At 50.1% G+C, this 26,064-nt stretch carries 24 protein-coding genes; 2 read left to right on the top strand and 22 right to left on the bottom strand.

Annotated features, from left to right (window positions below):
- Positions 1-36: 36 nt before the first annotated feature.
- The 22 genes from ACF2JD_RS21555 to ACF2JD_RS21450 all read right to left on the bottom strand — a co-directional run bounded on the left by ACF2JD_RS21555 (position 37) and on the right by ACF2JD_RS21450 (position 19,624).
- A complete protein-coding gene (locus ACF2JD_RS21555) occupies positions 37-1,056 on the bottom strand; it encodes a trypsin-like serine protease (protein WP_103828364.1) in 1,020 nt (339 codons plus the stop codon).
- A gap of 1,215 nt (positions 1,057-2,271) precedes the next feature.
- Positions 2,272-2,766, bottom strand: coding sequence for a hypothetical protein (locus ACF2JD_RS21550; protein ID WP_134695602.1), 495 nt, complete (start codon positions 2,764-2,766; stop codon positions 2,272-2,274).
- A gap of 34 nt (positions 2,767-2,800) precedes the next feature.
- Positions 2,801-3,721, bottom strand: a complete 921-nt coding sequence (locus ACF2JD_RS21545) for a type II secretion system protein (protein WP_134695601.1) — start codon at positions 3,719-3,721, stop codon at positions 2,801-2,803.
- Positions 3,721-4,227, bottom strand: coding sequence for a type II secretion system protein (locus tag ACF2JD_RS21540; RefSeq protein WP_103828366.1), 507 nt, complete (start codon positions 4,225-4,227; stop codon positions 3,721-3,723). The genes ACF2JD_RS21545 and ACF2JD_RS21540 overlap by 1 nt, the downstream gene beginning before the upstream one ends.
- A 62-nt stretch (positions 4,228-4,289) precedes the next feature.
- On the bottom strand, positions 4,290-4,808 hold the full coding sequence (locus tag ACF2JD_RS21535) for a prepilin-type N-terminal cleavage/methylation domain-containing protein (RefSeq protein ID WP_134695600.1): 519 nt from the start codon (positions 4,806-4,808) through the stop codon (positions 4,290-4,292).
- Positions 4,809-4,822: 14 nt separating this feature from the next.
- Positions 4,823-5,860, bottom strand: coding sequence for a type II secretion system F family protein (locus ACF2JD_RS21530; RefSeq protein WP_128345057.1), 1,038 nt, complete (start codon positions 5,858-5,860; stop codon positions 4,823-4,825).
- A complete protein-coding gene (locus ACF2JD_RS21525; RefSeq protein ID WP_103828369.1) occupies positions 5,857-7,377 on the bottom strand; it encodes a GspE/PulE family protein in 1,521 nt (506 codons plus the stop codon). The genes ACF2JD_RS21530 and ACF2JD_RS21525 overlap by 4 nt, the downstream gene beginning before the upstream one ends.
- A 16-nt stretch (positions 7,378-7,393) precedes the next feature.
- Complete coding sequence (locus ACF2JD_RS21520) at positions 7,394-8,122, bottom strand: hypothetical protein (protein ID WP_128345055.1); 729 nt, start codon at positions 8,120-8,122, stop codon at positions 7,394-7,396.
- Positions 8,119-9,057: a hypothetical protein gene (locus tag ACF2JD_RS21515; protein WP_440988143.1), complete on the bottom strand. Its 939-nt coding sequence runs from the start codon at positions 9,055-9,057 to the stop codon at positions 8,119-8,121. The genes ACF2JD_RS21520 and ACF2JD_RS21515 overlap by 4 nt, the downstream gene beginning before the upstream one ends.
- A gap of 117 nt (positions 9,058-9,174) precedes the next feature.
- A complete protein-coding gene (locus tag ACF2JD_RS21510) occupies positions 9,175-10,680 on the bottom strand; it encodes a hypothetical protein (RefSeq protein ID WP_103828371.1) in 1,506 nt (501 codons plus the stop codon).
- A 2-nt stretch (positions 10,681-10,682) separates the two neighbouring features.
- Positions 10,683-11,585 (bottom strand): hypothetical protein, encoded by a 903-nt coding sequence (locus tag ACF2JD_RS21505; protein ID WP_134695599.1) that lies wholly within the window; start codon positions 11,583-11,585, stop codon positions 10,683-10,685.
- The gene (locus ACF2JD_RS21500) at positions 11,576-12,145 is read right to left on the bottom strand and encodes a hypothetical protein (protein ID WP_128345049.1); all 570 of its coding nucleotides are present in this window, start codon (positions 12,143-12,145) and stop codon (positions 11,576-11,578) included. Before ACF2JD_RS21500 ends, ACF2JD_RS21505 begins: the two co-directional genes overlap by 10 nt.
- Before the next feature lie 144 nt (positions 12,146-12,289).
- Positions 12,290-12,610 carry a hypothetical protein gene (locus tag ACF2JD_RS21495; protein WP_440988142.1) on the bottom strand — a complete coding sequence of 107 codons (321 nt, stop codon included), beginning with the start codon at positions 12,608-12,610 and terminating at the stop codon, positions 12,290-12,292.
- 11 nt (positions 12,611-12,621) lie between these two features.
- Positions 12,622-12,885: a hypothetical protein gene (locus ACF2JD_RS21490; protein WP_103828374.1), complete on the bottom strand. Its 264-nt coding sequence runs from the start codon at positions 12,883-12,885 to the stop codon at positions 12,622-12,624.
- 38 nt (positions 12,886-12,923) lie between these two features.
- The gene (locus ACF2JD_RS21485) at positions 12,924-13,193 is read right to left on the bottom strand and encodes a hypothetical protein (RefSeq protein ID WP_128345047.1); all 270 of its coding nucleotides are present in this window, start codon (positions 13,191-13,193) and stop codon (positions 12,924-12,926) included.
- A gap of 349 nt (positions 13,194-13,542) precedes the next feature.
- Entirely contained in the window at positions 13,543-13,944 is a 402-nt protein-coding gene (locus ACF2JD_RS21480; protein WP_103828375.1) for an H-NS family histone-like protein, read from the bottom strand.
- Positions 13,945-14,553: 609 nt separating this feature from the next.
- On the bottom strand, positions 14,554-15,339 hold the full coding sequence (locus tag ACF2JD_RS21475) for a hypothetical protein (RefSeq protein WP_194760746.1): 786 nt from the start codon (positions 15,337-15,339) through the stop codon (positions 14,554-14,556).
- Between the two features lie 1,956 nt (positions 15,340-17,295).
- Positions 17,296-17,484 carry a hypothetical protein gene (locus ACF2JD_RS21470; RefSeq protein WP_103828377.1) on the bottom strand — a complete coding sequence of 63 codons (189 nt, stop codon included), beginning with the start codon at positions 17,482-17,484 and terminating at the stop codon, positions 17,296-17,298.
- A 440-nt stretch (positions 17,485-17,924) separates the two neighbouring features.
- Entirely contained in the window at positions 17,925-18,227 is a 303-nt protein-coding gene (locus ACF2JD_RS21465) for a hypothetical protein (RefSeq protein ID WP_103828378.1), read from the bottom strand.
- 13 nt (positions 18,228-18,240) lie between these two features.
- Entirely contained in the window at positions 18,241-18,618 is a 378-nt protein-coding gene (locus tag ACF2JD_RS21460; RefSeq protein WP_103828379.1) for a hypothetical protein, read from the bottom strand.
- 26 nt (positions 18,619-18,644) lie between these two features.
- On the bottom strand, positions 18,645-19,058 hold the full coding sequence (locus ACF2JD_RS21455) for a hypothetical protein (protein WP_206618415.1): 414 nt from the start codon (positions 19,056-19,058) through the stop codon (positions 18,645-18,647).
- A 248-nt stretch (positions 19,059-19,306) separates the two neighbouring features.
- Positions 19,307-19,624 (bottom strand): hypothetical protein, encoded by a 318-nt coding sequence (locus ACF2JD_RS21450; protein WP_103828380.1) that lies wholly within the window; start codon positions 19,622-19,624, stop codon positions 19,307-19,309.
- Positions 19,625-21,008: 1,384 nt separating this feature from the next.
- Here ACF2JD_RS21450 and ACF2JD_RS21445 point away from each other — a divergent pair.
- Positions 21,009-23,150: a hypothetical protein gene (locus ACF2JD_RS21445; protein WP_440988141.1), complete on the top strand. Its 2,142-nt coding sequence runs from the start codon at positions 21,009-21,011 to the stop codon at positions 23,148-23,150.
- A 58-nt stretch (positions 23,151-23,208) separates the two neighbouring features.
- The gene (locus tag ACF2JD_RS21440; protein ID WP_440988140.1) at positions 23,209-25,992 is read left to right on the top strand and encodes a helicase-related protein; all 2,784 of its coding nucleotides are present in this window, start codon (positions 23,209-23,211) and stop codon (positions 25,990-25,992) included.
- The last annotated feature ends 72 nt before the right edge of the window (positions 25,993-26,064 follow it).

The following is a 26,064-nucleotide window of genomic DNA, read 5'->3' as shown; positions in this document are numbered from 1 at the left end:
ACATTTTTAACCAACAGGTACCAAACTGATGGCGCCTCACTTAACTATGAGACGACGGGCCATTGCCACCAGTGCCAGCGCTATCAGGCCTACTGGACCAGTTGAACCACCGCCACCACCATTTTCTGTAGGTTCCGGAGTCGGGGTCACGGGCGTTGTCTTTTTATTCACCTCAACCGTGTCGCTACCTGTAATTAACAGCTTGCCGCTTCCCTTCACAACAACGGTGCACTCCTCAAGAGGTGCTGCCGTCCCGTTTTTGCAGGTATTCGATTCAATTGTGAGATCCCCTTCGGTATAGGGTGCAAAAACTTCCGGGTCCTTGTGGAATGACTGCACCTTGATCGTTACGGTCCCCTCGCCCTTCACCTCGGCCGGATACGACCATGCAGCGATTGTTTCAAGCATCCATGCAGTAGTTTCTGCTTTATAAAATGCTTGGCACGATTGAATGAAAGTGCCATCACCTTGACCAGCAGATCCTTGAATTACCCCCCATACACCAGCTTCGTTATAACAAGGACCACCGGAGTCACCAGGCTGAGAGGTACCGGTACCAATCCCATTTACGGTGTCATATTTCAGTTCGTAAGCATCTGGAGACCATCTTGCATCTGCTTTGCCTACAGTCTCATTGGAAGCACCTTTCAGTATTCCACCAGAGAGGCTTGACCAGCCAGCTATGGATTGAATTGAACCGACCGCGGGTTCGGTGTTAATAACACTTGCTGTCGCTGGCATTTTTTTATCAAGCTCCAGCAATGAAATATCATATACACGCGGTACGCTGCCATCATGCATTGGATGAATTACTGTGCGTTTAATGTTCACAACACTTGCATCGATGTTACTTACAGTCTGCCCTGTCAAATCACCACAGTGTGCAGCTGTTACGACCCATTTACCAGCAATTACAGTACCAGAACAGATTCCCCCAACCCGAACAAACTCAGGTGATTTAATTTCAGCGCCATTGTAAATAGCATGCGCAGGAGAAATGGCTGACAAAAGCAGCGCGGCAACAATAGTTTTTCTCATATCATCCCTTTTTTTCAAGTTTATGTTTCATTGCCAATGACGTTCTCATTAATCTATCCAGATTTATTACATCCGTCTCTAATTGTGAGACATCTTGCTGAGAAACCTGATCAAACTTCATAGCTCTTTGTATTTGTGTGTTTCCATAAAGTATACCAAGTCTGACTACGGTAGCGAAGTTACTTCTTTCAATCTGTTTCCCCTCTTTTCATGCCGATTTCTCTAACCCACACGTCGATGTCGCCGAGGGAATCGTCCTGGCTGACGCCGCTTAGTGGCCGACATCATATGTTGCTATTGGATAACGGACGAACCGTTTATCTGTACTCATCATGTCATGAGTTATGCCAATGCAAATTTGGTTGCCTGGCCCACCCGGTCCGCCGTGCGCCGAGGTTCTATAACAAGCTTTTCAGCTAGGCAGTGGAACGAAGTGCTTAAACAGTTCGCCTGAATCCAGGCTTACGAACTCGACACGCAGATTGACAGACAAAAACCATCATCCATCGCAGGGACCAACACTGGATTGCCCGCCGAATGCTCACCTGATACAGCACATCCGCTAGCATGCCGTGAGATCCTGCAGGGCCCTGCCAGATCTCGTGCCTCACGAGCGGAGCCCAGGGCTCCATCACGAGGGCTCTCGAGGTATTGACCCTCAATAATGTCGTGCTAGGTACGCTGCTGACCTGAACCTACCCCGGTGATCATGGTTTCGGAACAATCGCCTCTGTCGCGCGCTTGAGTAGCCTGATAATGCCCTTTCTCGATACCCTACCCATTTGTTAATGACTGCGTTGCTGGCCTGTTGCAGTGGGGCCGCAGCGGCGAGCGTCGATGATGCCTGGAATGCCGCTCCGGCGACTCGGGACACCACATGGGCACAAGCCAATTCAGGTCCTGTCAATCCGAAGACCAACGGCCAAGATACCGGCGGGATGTTTGATGGGAAGTGGATTAGAGGTAGTGCGAGTGGAACTAACTCATACGGGGCTGGGATTCTTGTTAGCGCACTCTCAGCTACTGCTAACAATCGCTCTCTATCGGTTGTTGTTGATGGTGTGCAGCTGTGCTCCTCGTCCTTTTCGTCATCCATGAACAACACTAATTCTGAAACCTGCGTGGTTCCTGTTCCATCAAACTCAACTTGGGGAGTCACCGGCTCTGTGAGCGTCAATTTGTTCGTCCCCAAATGATGGTAATGGGCTTGTAGTATCGAGCTACAGGCCCTGCTTATAGGCTGTATCCCACAACCCGCTTTATTACTGGAGCACCAGTCCAAACCCCCTCCCCCCGCAGTGTTACCAGAACACCCGATCGACTCACTTTTATGAGGGCGTCATAGGGCCTGTCAGCGTTCTCCCCCCCCCGGTTGTACAGTCTCACATCACCTCTGGTGACGGCCTCCTGAAGGTCGAACATCAACTGAGTGATCCCACGACCGTCCAGATCAAAGCTCACATAGAGCACATTGACGGTGGTAGGCACAGAAATGTTGACTGAAGTGGATGAACCGCTATACAGATCGACTCGTCCACCCGAACCAGAGAAAGAGGGGTTGACTGCTGCTGCATATGCTTGCGCCCACTGGGTATCGTAAGTCGCCGGAGAGGCAGCCCACACATCATCGACACCAGCCGTTACTGTTCCGCTGCAACACGTCAGCAACGCGGCCATTAACAAACGGGTAGAGAATCGAGAAAGGGCATTATCGCTATAAAGTTTCATTCAGACCTCTTATTTGGTGGGATTTTTAAACAATTTATTTGCTACATTGTTGCTGAACCAAAACGGATGCGTTTGGTGGAGCAGGAATAAACCATGCCTGGGTTCCATTCTGATCAGTTTCCCATATCCGGACGTAAGCTCTCGTTCCATCAAACCGGCCCTCAACAGCCCCCATTTTGTTAAACGGGAAGCCATTTTTGCTGTATGACAGAGGAATCACGTTTACTTTGCGAGTCCCGCGATTAGTAGGACAGGAGACAAGGGAAACGATCTGGTTATTTTGTTGCACATTACCCCAAGCCAACCCAGAAAGTACGGTGCGATTTGTGAGGCCGGAAATAGAAAGATCTTTTACGTTCTCGATGGCATATCCGGCAGCATTCATGTTCCCCTTTAGCGCCCTCGATCCATCAAGCATATAAAAATTGTCGTGAGCAACCTCAGTGCCTGGTCGACCAATTTCCGTAACTATATTTGTTCCAGATACGGTAGCAAAAGGCAGTGAAGACAATAATCCAGCGGCAACGTCATTTCGTTGATCTGCTGGCACTTTTGCGAGTGGTATGGTCAATTCGAACCTTGGAATTGTTGGGTTCCCAGCTACACCATAAGTCCTTACAGAAATAGCATCCCCCCAGAGAGTTTCAGTCATTGGCCGGCAGTTACCCGCACTCGCATCACTTACGGTACAGTTCCTAATGTAACCCTCATTAATTAGTACCTGAATCGATGATGGGAAGTTAGTAGGTGTAACTGTGTTATTGCTCTTAGATGTGAACTGATACCTTTCCGCTGCTTTTGAAAAAAGCTCAGCAATGCGAAGGCCTTGTTGTTCCGCAGCAGAATCAATTCTTTGCTGCCTCATTTCATTGTAAACAATCATGCTCACGAAAATTAAAACTGGAAGAACTATAGAAAGTTCAATGAGTGTAAATCCACTCTGGCTTTTACGCATTACTTATCTCCAATGCCATGTGCCCAGCAATTTGTTGGACTCCTATACATTTCTCCAAACGAAGATAGCCTTGGAGACTTAATAGGGAACTGAAATGATAATGTACTACCTGACATGTAATCTGCGCCAGAATCAGTATATAGCTCGCCAGCAAAAGCGGCATTCCTTACATCTATTGAAACCACGACATGAACAGGCTCACCCCCGCGATACCCAAAAGCGAAACTTGTCGCCCACGGCGCAGGATATACCGATGAGTTGGGCACCCCTGCTGTAATTAAATCAGCATGAGAAATGCTTATGCCAGTCAGGCAACCATTAGGCACCTTAAGTCGAAGCGCTGAGTTAACTCCAGCATTCACATCAGAGGCGATTCCATGAGCCTTTATAGATTGCATTGCTATGTTTAAATTATACCCAATAGCAGTCACGCCAAATGAGATAGTGGCAATTACCGCCATAGCCACCGATAGCTCAATCAAAGTGTAACCACTACATTTCTTCATAAATATGCCTGCTATGTTCTAAAATATGGAGGCGGCTAAGCCGCCTCCTTAACAACGATAATTTACATCGTTCCTTTAACACTGCTGCCAGTGACGGTAATAGTTGTGCACCCTGTAGCCGTCTGACAACGCCCTGTAGTCATGGGGGCTAAGGTATCAGCTAGATCGGTTATGTAGTCAGCCGGCAGGCCCGCCATCGTGATATCAACCAGGCTGGGGTTGGTAGTGTTTGCTACAACGGTAATATCACCACCAAATGCATTTGCCGCCTTACCATCTTTGGCAGTACCACAGACGCTGGCATCAAGCAGCTTAGACCCCGTCGCACACAACACGCTCATGCTCACACCATTCTTATTCGGGCGCCCTTTTTTCCAACGCTCCGTTGCAGTTGTGATTTGTTGCATCTGCTTTATGAGCGCCTCTTGCTTAGTTTGATATTTTACACCTTCAGCTACTTGCAGAACGACCACCAAGAGAACGGCTGCAATTGCCACCACAATGGAAAACTCGATCAATGTGAAGCCGCCTTGTTTTTTGGAAGCCATGATTTCATTGTTCTGGTTTACGTAGTTCATCATTCAACCCTTAAAAATTAATAAGCAACTCTAGCGGACTGCGCCACCACGAGATATGTACCACCGGCCAATATAGCCATACCGCAACCTGCAGCCATCATCGTCAGCAAGTTTGCCAATTTCCCCAAACTAACTATCTGTTTTTTTAGCCTCCTTCGCTGTCTTATCGAGCTTTGCATTAGCACCGATGGAATGTCTTCACTATTACTTAATATTTTAATTCTTTGAATTTCAACTTGACCAAGTAACCCCACATCAAATACATCACCATAGTTTTTCTTACCTGATGCTATTTTCAACTTTATTTTCTGTATTTTTGCTCGAAGCCAACGACTTGAACCCTGGCCAATAATGCTCATACAATCATTAATCCCGACCCCGGCTCTCATAAGGCTGGAGACACTAGCTAACACTGCTATCGCATTGAGGTCTCTATATTGTTTAAAAACTATGGAGTTATCAAGTGACTCTCTATATGGAAAATTCGGTAACATCCACATCAAGCTTATGAGGCTAGTAATGGCCAAGCACATAAGAAAAAACATCCAGTTATGACTGAATTCTGCAAGACTCCATGCTGCCTGTGATATCCCCCCCCATTTGTAGAGCGGCAGTCTGTTTTGCATATCCAGCATATACTCATATGACGGACCACCCGCTACAGTCAACAACGCAACAATCATTACTGCAGGATATTTTACTGCATTCAAAATATCCAAAGTCAATCCAGAAGCATCTCTGATGGTGTTTATACCAACATCAAGCCCCATGTCTATGTCACCAGTTTCTTGTCCAGCAGCAATTGTAGAAATTATTATTGGTGAGAACCATCCTTGCATACCAGATGTAACTGGCCTACCATTTCTGATAGCCATCAGCATATCACCTGCAAGCGCTTTAGCAGAGGGAGATCCGAACTCTACCAAATTAATACAAATATCTTTCTCATCAATACCAGAGTTGATTAACTCCTTAAAGTCCTCGAGGAATTCAATTTGGTCGGTTTTAAAAAAAACCAACTGGAGCCACGTCTTCGAAAGGATGTCAAGATTCACAACAGCTCCTTAATTTGTTCAGCAGCAGAGTGAATATCGCATATCCCAGCCCTTACTTTTTTAAGTGCATAGTGCTTAATATTTTTCCAGCCATTCTCCAACAAGTGGATCTTCCACGCCAACGCATCACCTTTAGCTATGAATTTACGGTCGTCATCTGTTAAGACGATGACCTCCATTACCAAGGTTCTACCTTTTTCACCTTCAACACATTTGCTGCAACCATTACTATTCTTTACTCGAGCGAGGTGTAGATCTACACCCAGAGCTCTGCGCAAAATAGCCTGCTGTTCTTCGGTTGCCTTTTCATGCGGAATTGAACAGTACGGGCAAAGAACCCTGATTAGCCTCTGATGAGCGAAGACTGAGAATACATCAGGGCTACTGGCGATTACTGACGGCACGCGTAAATGTTCTACCAGCTTGGTTGCAAGACCGGTTGCACTTGAAGTATGTGTGGTTCCGATTAACAAGTGCCCGGATTCTGAAAGGTGAGTAAATTCCGCGGCGCTTTTTTGGTCACGCACCTCACCAAAATAAATGACGTCAGGATCTTGCCTGAGCATTACTTTTCCGTAATACGCAAAGTCACGCTCTTTACCTTTCTTTGTCAGGCCATAATCAATTCGCGTTTGAGAAACCCCATCCAAACTCCATTCAGGTGGGTCTTCAAGCGTATTGATATTGCGGCCATCATCAATAGTTGATAGCCCCGCCATAGCTACTGTGGTTTTCCCTGAACCGGTGGGTCCAGAGAAAAAAACGGCCCCTTGAGGCTGCTTGAATGCATGCTCAATGATTTCAATGTGATCTTCGTCCATCCCCATATCTGCGAACGAAGGAATATCGTCCCTAATGGGTGTCAGTAATCGCAGTACGGTTTTGGTACAGTCTTTATCGTCGCTACTGCTACTAACAGGTAGCATTGACGTCCGCCAATCCCATGCTTTTTGAACATTATTTACAGAGATAATCTTACTAAAGCTTCCAGCATTTGGAATTAACGCTGAATAGCTTTCTTCTGAACCGCTGTGACCATTAAATACATAAGCTGTTAGTTCTGCCCCATATTCTTTTGTCTGAGGTGCAGAGATATCAATCAAACGACCATCAATACGACATTTTATTATTGTTTTCTTTCCTTTCACCAAAATGTGTATATCAGATCCCCCCATTCTAATACACCTTGACAGCAATCCCATCAAGCGGTCTTCAACTTGTGTTGGTGCGACATCAGTGGCGTTCTTAGCACTTTGTTGGACTGTGTCGACACTTTGAGTTGAACCGACCTGCAAAGCATTCAGTACTACTTCGCTATCAGCAAGATTAATATTCGGCTCCTTACCATGCAGCTGAACCTTAACCTTAGAAATTATTGTATTTAAGTTATCACTCTTTGGATCTGATGTGTAAACGACCCAGTTCTCATCAACGAAGCAGCTTTTGTCCTCCCGGCAAAGTGCTAAGATTTCATCATCATCAATTAATGACACAGTGTTTTTAATTGCCATGTTCATATTAACATCCGGTTCCTCAATAGACCATATTTATGCAGCGAGATGACTTTCCATATCTTGCGCACAATTGCCTATCATTCAGGGAGATAATCTTAATACCATCTATTGTCTTACCTACCAGAGCAGGAATCATTCTTCCAGACTCACCAATAGAAACATACGCGGTCAGCCTCCCATCTACACGGGCCGCATATCGAAGAATGAGTCTGTCAAGTTTGCTACCAGGCTGGTCCATCTCCTTAGGCTCATTAAATGCGATTCCAGTTCCTACCGGCATTGGATTGCTAGAGGACACGGTTGCGCCTACAGGCATTTCGTCCTGAAGCAAGAATGCCCCAGAAGGTGGGGTGCTTTCCGCTGGCTTCTCTGCTGCTACTTTTTTCTTTGCGGCATTAATCTCAATCAGCTCTTCCACCGTGTTTGTTGCCAGCAAGGCCTCTGCCTTAGCCCTTCTTTCTCCGAGGCTCATCAGCTCTTGTATGTTTTTTGGCAGCTTCGGCATCTTCACTGCAGCCGGGGGGTCAATCACACTTTGGCTTGCCATATCGCCCCCTCCAACTACAGCGGTTGATGCCGGCGCCCGCTGCTCTGACTGTGCGATAAGAGCATTGAGACGCTCATTCCGCTTTTCCTTTCTATTTTCTTGAGCCTGATATAAATAAACCGCACTGGCACATGCTACTGACAGCAACCCTAAATATGTTACCAACTTTTTAGTGTTATATTTATTTTTGTTCTCATTCATTGTGAGCCACCTCCAAACTGAATTACCGCATTATTGAGGGTGCAATCCCCTTCCTTGCTAATGCTGAACGTTGCTGATTCCAATTTTATTGGCATTCCTTTCATCGCATTACCAAGCTCGCTAATGAACCAAGGATTAGCCTTTGCGATGGTCAGGCTGGCCTTTCTACTTGCCCATACCCCATTAGCTTCTATGGGTTCATAGCTTGCTTTCAAACCTGATATCAACGAAAGCTTTGAAAACAAATCAAAGACTGTATCATCAAGAACCTTGAAATTGGCATGATGTGAACTCCAATAGGAACTCAGAGGGATAGCTACTCGAATAAATGGTGATGACCCGCTGAATGACATAGATAGGTTATTTTTTTCAGTCCATGCATTTATCACTTGTCTATCGATCACAACTTCAGGCAACACCATATTGATGCTGCCTATTTCGATGGTTCCCGCAGGCAAATCCGTGACAACGGGAATTGTTCCAAACTTTGCACACGTCACACCAAACTCACTGATCGCATCACCCGCAAGTTGCACATCTGTCCATGCTGCGCGATAGGCATACCAGGGATCCGTTACTTCCGGTGGCGGCGGTGGTGGCGGTTCAGGCCATAGAAACCAGGTAACAGCTGCAATAACAGATATACAAACAAGTGATGGTTTAACCATTCTTGCCAATGCAGAACCACGAAACTCAACGAGCTCGAAGTCATCAGGCCTTAAATTTAAAGCCTCAATTATCGTTGTTTCTATGCCATGAACAGATAATTCGGTTGTAGAAAAAATGCGGTCAGATGGGTGTACCTGCAACCACTCAGACAATTCCGTAGCATCGACGACTTCATCACGACGAATATCTCCAGCGTCCCAGAGAACGCATCGATAGGCGCGGTCTGAAGCAATAATGCACACCCATTTCCTGGGGGTGTCTTTCACTTCGTGAATTAGTGCCTCAGCAATGCATTCGCCCCAAGCAATATCAGCCTCATCAGAGGCTACCCGCGTTAGCAGTTCTCCATTCTCGAATATCCGCTCATACTTAGCCGGATGGCTCTATATCCGCTTAGGGGTGATCAGAACAATTGTTTCTGTCATGCTACTTTCACCTGAGTTCCCACCCAAGAATGAATTCTTAAATACAGATGTCTCATCAGACTTATTTGACTTCTGTTTGTATCCATTAAGCACGAGGGTTTCGCCATATTTAAGGCCAATATCTTGATCAAACTTTATTTCTTGAACTTGCGGCGCCCGAATTGTTACACCGCTCACTTCTGTATCATCCCATTTAATAACTTTTGATAGAACTCCAGAAATTTGGAGGTTTACCATATCATCTGATATATTTGGCATCACGGACATTGTAAGGCCATCACTTACAACGGCATCTTCAACTTCAACGCTTGCATCGGCATTTTCATTTGGTGTAACTGTTACTCTGGCAATATATGTCAGTTTTTCCGAGTTATCTATTGAGGCCACTCTGTTATTTCTAGCAACAGTTCTTGGCTCATATTCTACACCAACATGCCCTTGAGTTTGCAGTGACTTCATCAGGATGGTTGTTCCATCCCATTTTGGATTTGTCGAGGTAAATGAAAATCCATAATTCCCTGAATCACCTAGGGTTGGCAGTGATGGACCAGCAAACTGCAGCTTACCTTCTGAAAGATTTCGTATAACATTCCAATCAATGCCAAACGCAGAACCTTTGCCTCCTTTGAATTGGAGAACCTTTACTTCAATCATTACCTGGCGAGCTATTGCCTGTTTTCTTGATGAAATATAGCTCTCAACCAGGCTCATACGATGCGGGGTTGTTCTAACAAGAATAGAAGCAGTCGAGGAAGTTACGATTACATTCCCTTCTAATGGGTTCTTATCATCCTTACTTGCACCGTCACGCCTCAGAATCGACTCTATAGCAGCTAAATAGTCATCAAACGGATTTATGTCGACCACTTCAGTGGTTGCGTAAGTATCCGAATTCCCAAGAGAGCTTGTAATTGTTCGGTTTGCTAATCCCTCACCGCTATTATTTACTGAGTTAGCCTTGCGGCCAAAGAGGAATGAACTTTTTCCCAAGAGTGAATTTAACTCAAATACTTTTGTGACATATCGTTCAAAATTAATTTTGTTCCCAAGAACACTAACGGAAATGTCAGCTTTTGCTGCGATCTCATTTAGCGCCCCATTCACATCCCCCTGATAATCCACAGAAATAATTTTGTCTTGGACCACATCAGGTCCATAGTTAACTGATATTTTCTGATCGGCCGATTGCAGCAAGTTCCTTACTGCAAAGCTAAGCGGTATATTTTGGCCTTGAATGGTGGCGGGCTTTCTGACCCACCAAGGGGCCCCCTCACCGATTGTCGGATTCAAGTCCAAAGGGGGCTTGTCGATATAGATACTTTTAGAGGATTCATGCTTACCCTCATACGCCTTAATTTGTCCAAGTGTATCGTTAGCAGCATTTTTCTGCTCCAAATGATCCGTGGCACCACACCCTGAAAGAGCTATGATAACTGCTGTTGCAATAGCACTGCGCGATTTCATGATCAGTTCCCCTGCACAAAATAAACGTGTTGTGTTGACTTCAGTAGCTGTGGTTGGACTGGGTATGATTCGATCAACGCATTAAGTGCTGATGCTATATCCCCTCTTTCCGTGACGATTGGCCAGCTTGACGATACGTAATAATCCTGAGGACGCCAATCTTGTATTGTCGTATTCCACCCATAGGACTTGGTAAGACGAATTGCATTTTCTTTCAGGCTGCCGGCAGTGACATTAAATGTCTGTACCAACACCCCTGGAACGTGTATTACGGCACTTTTACTCATAGCGTCGTAGCTAACAATGAATTTTGAATTTGTTTCATTGCCAAATGCGCTTTGCGCGTCGGATATTACCCCTTGGAAGTCATACGCAGAAAAGTGCGTTTTCTTTGGTATAGATGAAAAGCCAGTAGGCACTCCCCCTGGGAAATAATAGAGAACTGTTTTATACCCGTTATCTCTAAACCATCTCGATAAAGCACGCTCCCAAGATTCACCAGCTCGAACAACCATAGACAACTTTTCTACTGTGATGGCAGGCGGCTTTGTTTCATTAATTGGAACGAACACCTTCCCACTCGTCACAACAGGAGCCAGAGGTTTCATCAACTCTTGGGGCGTGCTTGCCATTGGATTCGATGCTGATGCAAGCATCGGCTTCTTGGTATTACTTGCCGTCGCAACAGGGGTCCATTGGTGCTTAGTTGTTACCTGCTCAACTTTTTGTTGAACAGCTGCAGCCAAGTCATTCTGCTCCGCTCCAACAGTGTTATATACGCCGGTGTCGTTCTGGCTGCGCGTCGACACGATCTGCGGGGCGCTGTGGTCTTTTAGTACGTTGTTCGGGCTGCACCCTCCTACCAAGGCTGCAGCTACCGCCACCGACAGGAGCTTCAGTCGCACTTGATGATCTCCGTCGCTGTGATTGTCGCGGATCGATCCCTTTCATGTATCTGCGGAAGAAGCGGCAATCCAGCCAGGAACGCTTCAAGAGCCTTTATCGGCTCTTTTTTATCGACCTCAAAACCGGCATCAAACTGCCAATCGCAGTGAGCCGGTACGGTCTTAGACCAACGGATTGCCTGCAACCCCAACGCAAAGCGGAGGCTCTCCAGCTGTCCACGTAGTGATCCAGGATGCACGCTGAAGTAACGCTGTTCTCGGTCCCGACGAATGAAATTGATCGCCTGCTGACGGTCATTGATGATGTGACGTAGGCGAGTAATCTGCCCGGTGATCCGCGCGTTATGCTTGGCATACTCATCACGCAAAAGGGCCAGGTCGTTCTGTAGCAGTTCGATTTCAGTGTTGAGCTCTATGAGCGTTTTGTCGCCATAAGTATCACGTGCCATCTCCGCCATTGGCGGAGTTCTCCTCTCAGGCCGTGTGTCGCCTGGTGAAGCCTGCACCTGCGATATCCCCAGCAGGGCAACGACACTGAATGCCAAAACACTTTTTCTCATAGACGCCACCGTATAGAAAATCCTAGGGGGCGTTATACCGCACTCAAGCGGAAATAATTGCACAGCTAAAATGGGGGGGGTTTTCTGAACGGTCTCGAGATAGGAGGAAAAAAAACCCGCCAATTACTTAGGCGGGTTCTGGGTTTATGTGTTTTCCATCTGGCGTTGTCGCTGATGGATTCGGCTTGGCGTGAACTGACCAGACCATACAAGCCCGGTGTCTATCGTGACCTCTTGCCGTATCCTGATCTTCATGCTCTCACCGCTCATGTCTTGGATCGTCTCAAGTAATCTACTCTCAACAGAGTGCAGGAACTCGAGATCCCTCATAGCAACTTTGAGTAAGGCTTTCTGTCGTTCTTCTCGCAATTTTGCCTTGCGATTTCGCATTTCAAATATGCATGGGATCGCGACAGCGATAACGGCGAAGAACCTAGAAATCAAGGCCACTGTGATAGTTTCCATAGTGCCCTTCCTTAGTATTCATCACTCATGATGATTGTTGTGGTGCTGCGGTCTGCCTCAGTGATAACCCATATCCTACCTTGGCCTTTATCAGCCGGCAGGCTGGATAGAACCCTCTCATCATTGCTGATAGCATCAAGGTTCTTAAGTCTCTGTGCATGGCTCCACAATAACCCCTCTCGATGAGCGTCAAGCAAAGCTGATGACGATATGCCCAGGCGTTCAAGTGTTTCCATAGCGACTGGAGTGGCACCGCACGTTCCTAAATTAAACATTTGTAGTTCCTGTTTCTGTGCCCTGGAGGCTTAAATTGTTAAGCCGCCTTCTCTGCAAGCGCGTTCGCAAGCAGCAAGGGCCACGCAGGATCGACACTGTTCAATGCCTGAATGACTTGATCAGCATCTAAAACGCAAGATGTGAATGTTGAATTAAGTTTGTCTATGTCTGCGGCCGGCGATCTCACAACTGTTCTTATGAAGTTGCATCCTTCGCCTGGGTTCACGCTTGCATAAACGTTGGATTCCCCCAGCCTTACAAGCTGGCCAGTAGAGATAAGTTCTCCAGTTTTGGTTACTTCGAACATGATTATGCCTCGTTGAATTTGGTTTTAATCCCGGGTTGGTGTTGGTCACGAGTGACACATTGCGGACCGAGTGCCATAAGACAGCCTTGGGCTGTTTCTGCATGTACGCTGACGCCGGAGAATAACCGGTGAACGGACATGCAGAATCAGCCTACGAGGGCTTGGGTGATGGATCACAGGTGGAAGTACCTGCAGAGTGCAGGTAGAGTTGATGTTGGTGCCAGGCCGGGCGGCCTGTCCCCACGTAGGCACCGAGGACTTATACAGAATAACCTAGCGGACTAATATCTGGCAATCTGGTACAGATTTAAAAATTGATGGCCATGCATAAATGGCATGGCCATCACATTCAGATGAGGAAATCGTCCAGCGAGCGCCCTTGTGCTATCTGCTCAGCCAAGTGCTTCGGGGTGCGCCCCTGACCTGTCCAAGTCTGTTCGTTTCCATCAACAACATAACGATACTTGGGCGGTCTCGGAGCGCGTTTTTTCTTTTCACTAGAGTTTACGCCTGAAGCATCCCCGACAAGTTCTTTGGGGTCGATGCCGGCCTTGGCCAGCAACTCCTGGAACTCTGCCAACTTACTCATTCGTTCTGATTGAGCAGCCTTTTCTTTGTCTACTTGAGTCTTACGTTCCAAGTACACCAACTCGAATTTTTCGTGGGCCTCTTGTACTTGTTCAAAGGGCAGATCTCGAAGTGCTGCCCGGAGGCTTCGAATATTCAACAGCATTTTCAAAAATTCTTGCATGTGTGATCCCTACTAAAAAATTCAACGGAAAGAAACTAACTATTAATGCTCAATAATTGTCACTCTCCGCTTACCCCATTCTGAGAGTTGTCTATAAACGACTGCGCATCAGCTTTAGATTATATTGATCTCATAAAAATGAAAATGATATTTTTCATGTTTCGGATACTCTGAGTATTTTTTCTACCCCCACATCACCCATCATGCCCCCAGATTGGTAACTTTGGCTATATGATCCGATTCCACCCCGGCAGTGGCCCGCGGCGACCAAGACGGAACAACCGATTGGCAATAGCACTGAAGACATACCGCACTGGTTGGTAGCCTTAGAGCAAGCCACCAGAACATAACTGCGGTGTTCGAGCCCTACACTTGACGAATCACTGGTTGGCTGGGCCGCCGCAAACACTTGTGCGACGGCTTAGTTCCACAGCAATGCTTTGCGGCACCCTTGAGCCACAATGGGCCGCGACTTGCAAGAGCTCCCCTACAACCCAAACTGAATAATCTGCTCTGGTGGCGGTTAATCTTCAAGAACATCATCAATCTACCCACCAAAGTGCCGACCAACCTAGTGCTGGGTCTCACCCTAATAACCATTCAACCGAATTAATTTTTGTATAGATTGATTGGGCAACTATTTTGTAATTGAGGAACGTCTACCATTCTACGTATTGCCAATCTTGCAAGCGCAAGATTGAATCCGATATCTATATCCTGCTCAGGGTATCGAGCGCCCCTCAACTTTATAACTACATTTAAATTACTACCGGTTGTGAACTCAGACCATACGAGTGTATCTTGCTTACAACCAAAATAGTCCAACAGGGCTATTACATTCTTAGCATAAACACCCTTATAATTACTAATAGCAACTGCATCGGCGAAGTGTTTATATGCTTCAAAGTATTCCCCTTTCTCAACTCCCAACCTTCCAATGTAGCTATATGATGCAGCTAACCCCTCATGAGATAAAGTTTTGTCACCAGAACTAAACTTAATAAATTCAACAAACTGCTCCGACTGAGTTTTTGTCAGTTCAAACTCATCCAGATTAACCATGGCCGGCAAATTGACAATAATATTTGCGTCATTTTTTTCCATTCCTGAAAGAAATGCTTTTTTGGCTAACTTTACCCACTCCAAACGCTCTTCTGTTACATAACAAATCCGGGATGAAAAACGTTCACAGTTTGGTTCCATAACATCAAGCATTCTTCGCTCATCAAGATGCTTTATTAAGGCATTTCCATAAACAGTTAAATTGATTGCATTATCCATGCTTTGATTGTGGTACTTATCAACAAGTCTCACTCCCTCATAATCTGTGTCTTTGCACCCGCAGAGAACAGCACCCAGGACCACCATACAAAAAGTAATCTCAAATTTATTCATATTTCCCTACCATTCCTTCATACATAAGTAATTACCGATAGCACTACGCTTTTATCGTCCATGCTCTCTTCGATATAATCTGCATGAAAATCCGAGCTATCTTACAAATAAAACTCCCGATCCTCATGGGGACCTACGAGTATGCTTGGTGCAGAACTATCAGTGCTGATTCTCCCGCTATTTTGTCTAATGCAAGGCTGTCATCGACTCAACACCGAGTTATTCAGGGCACCGGCCTGTTAGTGCTCCAAGCATCCCACGGGGGCCTTGTTCCACTTGTAATACCGGCACCACCCAGCCGGTACTGGCCAACTTGAGCGCCGAGCTCGCAGCAGCCCGGGGCCACCTGATGCACAGACCCGCCGGACCCAGTACCGGCACAACCCCGCCGGCAGTGGCCAACCTTGGCGACGAGCTCGCAGCAGCCCGGGGCCACCTGCAGCACTGACCCACCGGACGCAGTACCGGATCCACAGCCAACCTAGACGCCGGGACCGCGGAGGCCCGCAGCCACCTACGGCACCGGCAACACCGGACACTGCGCCAGATCCCCCCGCCAGCTGTCGCCACCCTGGCACCGAGAGCTCGGCGGCCCAACTGGCGCAGCACCTGATCACCCTGCCGGCACTGGCCACCTTGGGCGTCGAGCTCGCAGCGACCCGGGACCACCTGCAGCACAGACCCAACAGACGCAGTAACGGATCCCCCGCCGGCAATGGCCAACCTGGGCGACGAGCTCGCAGCAGCCCAGGGCCACCTGCAGCACTAACCCACCGGACGCAGTACAGGATCCCCCGCTGGCAATGGCCAACCTGGGCACCGAGACTTCGGCGGCCCGCAGGACGCTGCACCGGCCTCCCACCCGGTCGACGGCTACTTTGGGTGACGATCTCGCAGTAGCCCAGTACCACCTGTTACTCCTTCCCACCGGGCGAAACACCGAATCACACGCCGGCTGTGGTCACCCTGGTCGTCGGACTCCCAGCGGCCCAGGGCCACCTGCTACTCCTTCCCACTAGGCGAAGCGCCGGGTCACCCCGCCACCGCTGGGTAACCTCTGCCCGAAACCGCAGCGACCCGAGGCCACCGGCAGCACAGACCCGCCGGACCCAGTACCGGCACCACCCCACCGGCAGTGACCAACCTGAGCGCTGAGACCGCGGCGTCCAGGGGCCACTTGCTGCACCGGCAACACGGGGCGCACAGACCCGCCGGATGCAGTTCCGGATCACCCGCCGGCTGTGGCCCCCTGGGTGCCGGCTCGCAACTGCCCGGGGCCACCGGCTACACCGACCCAACTGGCGCAGCACCTGATCACCCAGCCGGCAGTGGCCACCCAGGGCGTTGAGCTCGCAGTGGCCTGAGGCCACCGGAAGCACAGACCCGCCGGATGCATTACCTGATACACCCCGCCGGCGGGACCGCGGAGGCCCGCAGCCACCTGGTGCACCGACCCCCACCCGGTCGATGGCCACCCTGGGCGCCGGCTCGCAACTGCCCGGGGCCACCGGCTACACCGACCCAACTGGTGCAGTACCTGATCACCCCGCCAGCAGTGGCCACCCAGGGCGCCGGCTCGCAGCTGTACGGAGCTACCTGCAGCACCGACCCACCGGACGCAGTGCCGGATCCACCCCGCCGGCGTTGGCCACCCTCGGCGCCAGGACCGCGGAGGTCCGCAGCCACCTACGGCACCGGCAACACCGGACACTGTGCCAGATCCCACCGCCAGCAGTGGCCAACCAGGGCGACGAGCTTGCATCTGTACGGAGCTACCTGCAGCACCGACCCACCGGACGCAGTACCGGATCCACCCTGCCAGCAGTGGCCACCCTCGGCGCCGGGACCGCGGTGGCCCGCAGCCACCTGCAGCACCGACCCACCGGACGCAGTACCGGATCCACCCTGCCAGCAGTGGCCACCCTCGGCGCCGGGACCGCGGTGGCCCGCAGCCACCTACGGCACCGGCAACACCGGACACAGCGCCAGATCCCACCGCCTGCAGTGGCCAACCTGGGCGACAAGCTCGCAGCAGCCCGGGGCCACCTGCTGCACCGGCAACACCGGACACTGCGCCAGATCCCACCGCCAGCAGTGGCCACCCAGGGCGTGGAGCACGCAGCGGCCCGGGGCCACCTGCAGCACAGACCCACCGGACGCAGTACCGGATCCACCCCGCCAACAGTGGCTACCCTCGGCGCCGGGACCGCGGAGGCCCGCAGCCACCTATGGCACCGGCAGCACAGACCCGCCGGGCGCAGTAACGGATAATAAAAATCCGCCTCAAGGGGCGGATTAGGTTTTTCCAATTTCAATAAGTGGTGATCAGCGCGGTGCCCGGCAGCATCTTGACGCAGTTGGTGACGATAGGGCGTTGAGGTTCAATGGCCTTACCTGCCTCCTGCATTGACTCACCAGCCTGCTGCAAGGCCTACAACAGTCGTCGATAAGCCTACGTAAGGGCAAGGCAAATACTGTTATCCATTCGGTCGGCAAAGCGTTCTGCCGGGTTTCTGCACTCGGCCAAGACGCCAGTACAACGGAGCCAAGCGCCATTTGCTTGATCTTCATTGGTGTTTTTTCTCTTACTTACCAACTTCGACTTGGGTATCCGAAATCAGCTGCTGCATTTCTTCGATATGGCGGCGATCAGAGTCGTCTAGTTCGGTGCTCTCGGCCAGATAATCCAGATCTTCGGCCAGCCTGAAAGTCAAATTCTGCAACGTGGTAATCCGGCCCAGCGCCACAACCTGAGCCATCGTCAGCCCCTCCCAATTTGACCAGGGACATTCTGCAACAGGGTGCGCCCATGTCTCCCCACTCAGGGTATCCGGCCCATTCCGGGGCTCTAGCTTCGCCCCACAACAACCGCAGTTCTGTTCAGCCATGCCGTATTCCCTCTTACTCAAGCCGCAAACGTTCTTGCGCCATCATTAGCTCATATCCGCTGATCCGATCTACCCCTTGAACATCACGTTTGGGTGATCGAATTTCCTTACCGTTAACTGTGCCCGTCAGTATCCACTGTCGAAGCTGGCCAAGCGATAGGCCCAACTGCTTGGCTGCATCGTCCATGCGCCATGAATACTTGAGAAGTAGATCATCTGCTACTTGGTCAAAATTCCCGGCCAGCATCCGTTCCAGCGCACGACGAGCCAAGCCCTCAGCAATGTCTCCATAGCGGGCAGTGTTGTAAGTAACCCGCAGCCCATTGTACTGCGCCTGCCACTGGCCTGTTGCGGCCTTAAAGGAGAGTCCTTTAGGGAGTCGGTCGCTCACGGTTCCTTTACCTCAATATGACGGGCTTAATGAGCCCACGACTGCGCGTTATATGGAGTCTCCAGCAGCTCACCACGAAGAATGCAGTCCCCTAAGAACGCAGCCCTCGATTCAACCCACTTCACCTCCTCTGGTAGGCAAGCTGCGAGGTCAAACATGCAATAGAGATGGCGTTGCCGGTACGTATCTTTTTCAGATTTGAGCCCATCACGTAAGGCTCGGATGCTTTGAACAATGATCACTTCTTGCCCGCGGTGCAACACGGCTACTCCGCATTTTCGTCCCAACCGACCCAGCTCAAACTGGTCTATGGCACCATCGGCGTAATCCAGTTCAACGATGCGGGCGGCCTGACCTTCAATCAGCTTAAGTGCAACTTCTTTGCTACCCGCTTGCAGAATATTCATCGTTTTTCCCAAGTAATCATCACTCAATGTCATTTGTGGGTTCTTTACACCAGGCTCTAGATGTTCCAATGGCCACCACCCCCATCACTACGCCTGCCAAAAACACGCATAGAAAGGTCAAGCATAAACTCTCATATCTAATTGATATATCGACCAAAACAATCAAAGAAAATATCGCAATAAGAACTATCAATCCAGCTATCGGATGTAACCTTATGCCTAAATTTCTAACCGATGTTGGTTTACCATATTGTTTAAAGTTCAACCCCATTTTCCCTCGATCAGTTGCTTGTTGCTGCGAGCATATCAGCCGCCATGACGTTAGCCAGCTCGGGAGCCAATACTGTAGTGGCGCTGATCAGCCTGTACTCGCTCGTCTCATACTCGCTCGGCCAGCCTACCAGTTCGGCATGAACCTTGATAAGGCCGGACTTCGACAAACCAGCGCCGAGAGCTTCAATAAACTGCTTGTCGCCATCCTCGGCTATATCATCAAGAACCATCTTCCGCACATCCGCGTCATGTGATGACACCTCAAGAACGGCACCGGCCGACCAGCTCACACCAAGTGCTATCAATGCTGTAAATGTCATTTCCATGGTCTTTGATTCCTTGCTTTCCAATCAGCTTGCTTTCGCGTAAGGAGCCGGTGGTCTCCCCTTTCACGTATCTTCGACATTGCCGGTTCTTTGTAAAGATGCACACTCTACTTGTGCCGGCATTGTGTGGTTTTCACACAATGGCCATCAGTTTCTCAGTGCTAATTCTCCCACTGGTTTTACCAATGCAAGGCGGCCGCCCCTTCAACACAGGTATTCAGGCCGCCGACTTCGCCGGACGCTGTGGACTTGATCTCTCAACCAGCTCGGCACAGGTCCGGGGCGATCCAGCCCTACCACACCGGCAGCGTAAACGCTGAACATCGATTAGCTCGGTGGTCCATTGCCACCTGCAGCCACTGGATGCTAATCCATATCACTGGTTGAGGTCGTTCTTAGCTCCGTGCACCAGATCAATGACACCAGAGCTGGCCGCTCTGGAGGCGCAGTAAGCACCATCGGATAAAGGTTCCCGAACTCTACATTCACCCCGGCAAGGGCCCTCAGGTCACCAGCCGTGTCGACCCCAAATATCAAGCCGGTCGGCAGCTCGCTTCCACCTACAGTGCTAGCAGCGCCGAACTATACACCTGACCTCCGGAACCAGCCCTAACCACTCTGAACCTACGTACCAGCTCAGTGGTACCGGCGTGCCCCCTTGGACGCTGAGCTCACAGCGGCCCAAGGCATGTCAGATCCCTCCCCTCCTCTCGGCCGAAGCGAGCTAAACCGGAGCCCTGGGTCCCGAGATCGGCATGCACACCGACAAAAGCCCACAACCATCCCCAGGCCCCTCCGCTCACCGGCACCGGTGCAGGTCTCCCAGGACGCCGAATCCACTGTGGCCAGGGGTCCGTAACATCTGGTCCTTCAAGGGTACTGGGTCCAGAACTCGGCAAGCACACCAACTAGATCCCGCCACCACCATTGCAGGCCCCACTAAACACCTGCACCGACCCAGGATCCGTTGAACACTTCGCACAAGCTCACTGGTGCCCCCTTCCCTGAAATCAACCAGTAGGCATCCCACACCAGGTCACCAGCCCCGACGCTAGCCGCTCAGGGGGTGCCTTGAAAGACGCCGTAGCACAGAGGCCCGAATTCAGCATGCACACAGACAAAAGCCTGGGCCTAGCACACGAGTGAGATCTTCCGGGCCACTTGCTGTACCGCGAGCACATTGATAGTGCAGGCCAACACCAATCAGAACTGGGGGCTAATCAGGCGTGTGTTCAGGAGGCTGTGACTGGCGGGCTCGCCAGTGAATACCTGCAACTTGCTGACGGAATGGATTTGCCCGTCAGTGCGCTCATGGCGCCAGTTGCATTGCGAAGATCTGGGGGATGATCGAAGTAAGCAAAAAAATCGTCTACGGGTGCTATAAATGTCCTTTTTGAACGCAACGGCTTTCCTTGATTACTTGTTCTGCCCTCCCCTTTCAGGGCACAAAACAACCGTCATCGCAAAAACGGTGTCCCAAAAAATCAGGTGCAATATTGAAGCGATCAAAATTGTAAAGCGCTGCTTGGCTGATGGCTCGCTGGCTGTATCTGACGTCGAGCGTGATGTCCTTACTCAGTATACCGGATGGGGTCAACTATCAGGACTCTTTGAGCCAGAACACCCCCAGCATGCCGAATTGAAATCGCTAGTCACTCAAGCAGAATTCGCTGCGTTGGAAGCATCTGTATTGACCTCCTATTACACCTCCGAATGGATTATTGATGCCATGTATCGTGCGGTGGCACGCCTGGGTGTGCAGGAAGGTCTATTACTCGATTTCGCTACAGGCTCAGGTAAATTTTTGGCGGGGCGCCCAGCGACTCTTTCAGCGATGAAATCCTTTGCTGTTGAGTTGGATGGCCTGACAGGGACTATCGCCCGCCTGCTGAACCCTGCAGCCAAGATCTATGTCAATCAGCCGTTCGAGCAAGTAAAGCTCCCGAATAGTGGCGACTTTTCCCTAGTTATTGGAAACCCGCCATACTGCTCTGTTCCTGCCAGGGATAGAGCATTTGGCACTCTTCCACTACATGCCTACTTTCTGATTAGGGGGTTGAGCGAACTGCACCACGGCGGGCTAATGGCTGTTGTCGTATCAAGCTGGGTAATGGACTCGAAAGATAACGATGCGCGGCTATCTCTCTCGGCCAGGGGAAATTTGGTTGCAGCCTGTCGTCTGCCGAATTCGGTGTTCAAGGGTGAAGGAGCCAACGTTGTTACCGATATTCTGGTCTTTCAAGCCTGCCAGCACCCGGAAGAAAACCCTTCATGGATCGACACCGTAGAGGTCAACGACGAAGCAGGCTCGGCATATCGTGTGAATCGCTTGTTTGTGGATCGTCCTGAACTCGTCGCCGGCAAAATCTCAGCTCCTAGCACCTTCAATGTGTCTTGCAACGTTGCAGACCCTGGCCGTGATCTTGCGAGTGTTGTAACTGAAATCCTCGATATCCAGACTTCCAACCCCTTATTTTACCGTAAGTCTACGGTTCCAGTTGCAAGGAAAGGCGTCATTTCTGCCCCCGCTGGTATGAGCGATGTTGGGCCATATGAGTTTTGCCAAACTCCGGCGGGCGAGTTGATGCGTCGAGTGGCAGATCATGTTGATGAAAACGGGGCTAAGGTGCCCACGTTCCAACAGTGCGAGTTTAAATCAGCCAAGGATAGGCTGCGTATATCGGCCATGCTGAGAGTTAAGAGGGTCTTGGCATCACTCATCAACGCAGAGCAAAGCAATGCGCCAGACACCAGCTTGCGAGCTATTAGGGCTGATCTTAATGCAACCTATGACCGCTTTACTGCCGACTTCGGTCCGTTCCACGCCTCAAAAAACAAATCTGTACTTGGGGAAGATCCGTGGTATTACCGCTTACGTGCTCTCGAGCTGGACTACATCGCACCGATCAGTACCACGGTTGCCGAAAAGGAGGGCATCGCAGAGCGTAAAGAGCAATGGAGTAAGGGGGATCTGTTCACCCGCCGCGCAATCACTCCGTTGATCACTCCCAGCTATGCCGCGAACCTTGCCGACGCCGTGCTAATTTCCGTGAGCTACAAGGGTGAGGTCGATCTTTCATACGTTCGGGATCTGGTCGGCTTTAAAGGGACAGACCAAGAACTTTTGCATCAGTTGGCCGAACAATCTCTGGCATTTGCCGAACCAGATAGTGGCAACCTGGTCATTGCTGCAAAGTACCTTTCAGGTTACATCCCCAGCAAGATTGAGGCTGCACAAGGAGCGGCCGAATCCGACCCTCTGTTTGCTATCAATGTTGCCAAACTGCAGCGAGTCATGCCCTCCCCCATCAAGGCGGTAGACATTTTTGCACCGATGAACTCCCGTTGGCTGCCTAACCATTTCCACGCCGATTTTATCCGCCATCTGGTCGATCAGCCCAAATTGAATGCACAAGTTACCCTTATCGACAACGAGTATCATGTTTCGCATGGCTCTCTTCCTCAAACCGTCTTAACCTCTGAATGGGGTACGCAGCGCCGCGATTTTGAACAATCGCGCGATTGAGGTACGCGATCCACATCCGAGCATATCTAATACGACTGTTCCGAACCCGGACGAAACAATGGCCGCCCAACACAAAGCAGAGGAAATTAAGGCGGCCTGGGAGTCGTGGGTGCTGGATGATTCCGAACGCCGCAACGAAATTGAGCTTGCTTATAACGCACATTTCAACGGCTTTGTTGCCCCAAAATATAATGGCTCACGCCTGCCTTTAACTGGTAGTGCAGTAGACCTATATCACACACAGAGAAACGCCATTGCTCGGGTCATTCATGAGTCGTGCACTTTGATCGATCACGCTGTCGGCGCCGGAAAAACGTTCACAATGATTGGCGCGGCAAGCGAACTAAGACGCATTAATAAATATGAGCGTGTAGTGCTGGTCGCGCCTAATCATCTTGTTGCTCAGCATGCCACCGCTGCACAATTTATTTTCCCTGGCATGAACATCTTTGTGCTCGATAAAACGATGATGACCCCGGCCACACGCCGCACAGCCTTAGCCCGCCTTGCAATGACAGACTTCGATCTATGCATCATCCCGCTGAGTGTGTTCGGGCTAATCCCAGCCCCTCACGATCTCTTAGTCGAAATGTTGGAAGCAGAGATTGATGATCTTCACCGGTGTTTGTCGGAGCTGAAAAATGAGCGGTTATCTGTACGCCGGATGCAGACGCGGATCCAGCGCAAAGAAGCAGAACTCGAAGAACTGGTGAACAAACGCACTGATGAAATGCTCGACTTTGCTGACCTAAGGATCACAACTCTAATCATTGATGAGAGCCAATTCGGTAAGAACCTAAGTTATTCTTCATCCCTGCAAAGCGTTGCCGGCATGGGCCAGGCATCAGGCAGTAAGCGTGCCTTTGATCTATTTATCAAAAGCCGTGCTGTTCTGCGTGCCGGTGGGCGATATGTTGAGGCTACCGGAACACCAATCCTCAACTCCGTTGTGGAAGCACATCGACATCTGCGAGTGATGGCCGAAGATTTTACTCAGTCAGCAAAGCTGACCCACTTTGACGCATTCAGTGCAGTTTTCGCCCAGCCAGTGACAGATTATGAATTGGCGGCGTCCGGGCGCGGCTACAAGATGAGAACTCGAATTAGTACATTCACAAATTTGACAGAGCTTCAAGCTATCTACTCAAGCTTCGCTGATGTAGTTACTTCTGAGCAGTTGCCTAATGTCTTGCCAAAACTAGCTGATGGCCGCAGTGCTATACCTCCCCTCACAGGGGGCAAGATCATCGAGCTGGTGATTGAACCCAATGAGCACCAGGAAAACGGCTTCGCCGAAATCGTCAGTGCATATTCTCGAGTCGATAACCGGGAGAACAACCCCCTTAAACTGCTCAACCGGGGGCGAATGCTCTCTCTCGATGCTCGGCTTGTGTACCCAGACGCACCGGACTACCAGGACAGCAAAATTAATACCGTAGTGCGCTACCTGCTCGAAAAATATCAAACGACAACTAGCGTTCGCGGTACTCAGATGGTCTTCATGGATCGCAGCATTCCCGCTCGCCATCGTGCCGGAGCTTCGAAAGAGTGGGCGGCAATATTCAACCTTGCTAGGCAGGGCGATGAAGAAGCGTTAGAGCGTATTGAAGGCCTAGACGAACTCGAACTTACCGCCATGGTCTGCAGTTCATTCAGCCTCTACGATGAGCTGGTAGAAAAATTGGTTGAGGGTGGCGTCCCCCGCAACGAGATCGCAGTGATCCACGATTACCGGACGGACACCAGAAAGGAAGCGTTGCGTGACATGATGAATGAGGGGCAGATCCGAATTTTGCTTGGCTCTACTGAACTGGCAGGCTCTGGGCTCAATATCAACCGGCGTTTGGTTTCGTTGGTTCACTTCGATCTCCCATATCGGCCCGGTGATTTGGCGCAACGAGCTGGCCGCATTGAGCGCCAAGGCAATCTGTTATGGGCGAATGACCCCGAGTTCACCATTGATATTGTTGTGCCAATCACCCGTCGCTGTCTTGATGCTTGGCAACTGGGTTTGCTCAACACCAAGCAGCGCTTTATCAGCCGTTTCCGTCAACTCGATAGCTCAGTCCGGCACTACACAGAGCAAAATGAAGCGATTGATTATGCCGAGTTAAGCGCCATCGTAGCCGATGACCCGCGAATCCTGGCTCATGTCAAAGGCAAAGCAAAGCTGCGAAAGCTTGAGGCAGCCCGGAATAACTGGTTCCGGAATCGCGTCAGATTGGACGACCAGGCACAATCCCTTGAGCAAAGAAGCGCAACCTTGGCGACCAAAATACAGATGATTCGAGCCGATGCAGCTAACATTGCGGCCACGGCGGATGAGTTGTTGATCACTGTGGATGGTGTGACATATGAAAAAATGGGGGTGGATTCGACGGCTACAGATCGTCTAAACATAACCGCCGCCGCCCCGGCTGTCGGTTCAAAATATGGCAGACTGAACTACCGTGCAGATATTGGCAGTCAACACGACATGGCTACTTACCGGGGGGCTACTCTGGTCTATGAAAAGCCGTATTTCGCCAAGTTGTGCTTCGCCACCGAGTTCACAGTTCGCGGCCCCTCTGGTCATCACTACGAGCTGAGAAATTTAGAGCGCAATAGCATTAACGCTGTGATGGCCGCCTTTGTCGTGCTCGTCGATACCTTGCCGCGCTTACCAAACATAGCCACGGCCCAAATGGCTACTTGGACAAAGAACGCTACCGACTATCGCACTGAGGCAGCGAAGCCATTCAGCGCCCAAGCAGAGCTTGATGAACTGATCCCATTTTTGCGGCAACTTGAAAAGGAATTGGCAGATTCAGCCACACATTCAGTAAATCAAATGGCCGCTTGAGGAATGATGTACCCCCCCACCTGCTGACAGGGGGGTTGTTCATTGACGAAAGATATTCGTCTGCTATTTGAT

The organism is Aeromonas ichthyocola (genome assembly GCF_046087985.1).
GTDB classification, from domain to species: Bacteria; Pseudomonadota; Gammaproteobacteria; order Enterobacterales; family Aeromonadaceae; genus Aeromonas; species Aeromonas rivipollensis.
This window is presented reverse-complemented; position numbering and strand designations above follow the sequence as displayed.

Excerpts from the sequence above, each read along its gene's own strand:
- ACF2JD_RS21550 (WP_134695602.1), bottom strand. The coding sequence starts at position 2,766 with ATGAAACTTTATAGCGATAATGCCCTTTCTCGATTCTCTACCCGTTTG.
- ACF2JD_RS21545 (WP_134695601.1), bottom strand. The coding sequence starts at position 3,721 with ATGCGTAAAAGCCAGAGTGGATTTACACTCATTGAACTTTCTATAGTT.
- ACF2JD_RS21540 (WP_103828366.1), bottom strand. The coding sequence starts at position 4,227 with ATGAAGAAATGTAGTGGTTACACTTTGATTGAGCTATCGGTGGCTATG.
- ACF2JD_RS21535 (WP_134695600.1), bottom strand. The coding sequence starts at position 4,808 with ATGATGAACTACGTAAACCAGAACAATGAAATCATGGCTTCCAAAAAA.
- ACF2JD_RS21525 (WP_103828369.1), bottom strand. The coding sequence starts at position 7,377 with ATGAACATGGCAATTAAAAACACTGTGTCATTAATTGATGATGATGAA.
- ACF2JD_RS21520 (WP_128345055.1), bottom strand. The coding sequence starts at position 8,122 with ATGAATGAGAACAAAAATAAATATAACACTAAAAAGTTGGTAACATAT.
- ACF2JD_RS21510 (WP_103828371.1), bottom strand. The coding sequence starts at position 10,680 with ATGAAATCGCGCAGTGCTATTGCAACAGCAGTTATCATAGCTCTTTCA.
- ACF2JD_RS21500 (WP_128345049.1), bottom strand. The coding sequence starts at position 12,145 with ATGAGAAAAAGTGTTTTGGCATTCAGTGTCGTTGCCCTGCTGGGGATA.
- ACF2JD_RS21495 (WP_440988142.1), bottom strand. The coding sequence starts at position 12,610 with ATGGAAACTATCACAGTGGCCTTGATTTCTAGGTTCTTCGCCGTTATC.
- ACF2JD_RS21490 (WP_103828374.1), bottom strand. The coding sequence starts at position 12,885 with ATGTTTAATTTAGGAACGTGCGGTGCCACTCCAGTCGCTATGGAAACA.
- ACF2JD_RS21485 (WP_128345047.1), bottom strand. The coding sequence starts at position 13,193 with ATGTTCGAAGTAACCAAAACTGGAGAACTTATCTCTACTGGCCAGCTT.
- ACF2JD_RS21480 (WP_103828375.1), bottom strand. The coding sequence starts at position 13,944 with ATGCAAGAATTTTTGAAAATGCTGTTGAATATTCGAAGCCTCCGGGCA.
- ACF2JD_RS21475 (WP_194760746.1), bottom strand. The coding sequence starts at position 15,339 with ATGAATAAATTTGAGATTACTTTTTGTATGGTGGTCCTGGGTGCTGTT.
- ACF2JD_RS21465 (WP_103828378.1), bottom strand. The coding sequence starts at position 18,227 with ATGGCTGAACAGAACTGCGGTTGTTGTGGGGCGAAGCTAGAGCCCCGG.
- ACF2JD_RS21455 (WP_206618415.1), bottom strand. The coding sequence starts at position 19,058 with ATGACATTGAGTGATGATTACTTGGGAAAAACGATGAATATTCTGCAA.
- ACF2JD_RS21450 (WP_103828380.1), bottom strand. The coding sequence starts at position 19,624 with ATGGAAATGACATTTACAGCATTGATAGCACTTGGTGTGAGCTGGTCG.
- ACF2JD_RS21445 (WP_440988141.1), top strand. The coding sequence starts at position 21,009 with ATGTCCTTTTTGAACGCAACGGCTTTCCTTGATTACTTGTTCTGCCCT.
- ACF2JD_RS21440 (WP_440988140.1), top strand. The coding sequence starts at position 23,209 with ATGGCCGCCCAACACAAAGCAGAGGAAATTAAGGCGGCCTGGGAGTCG.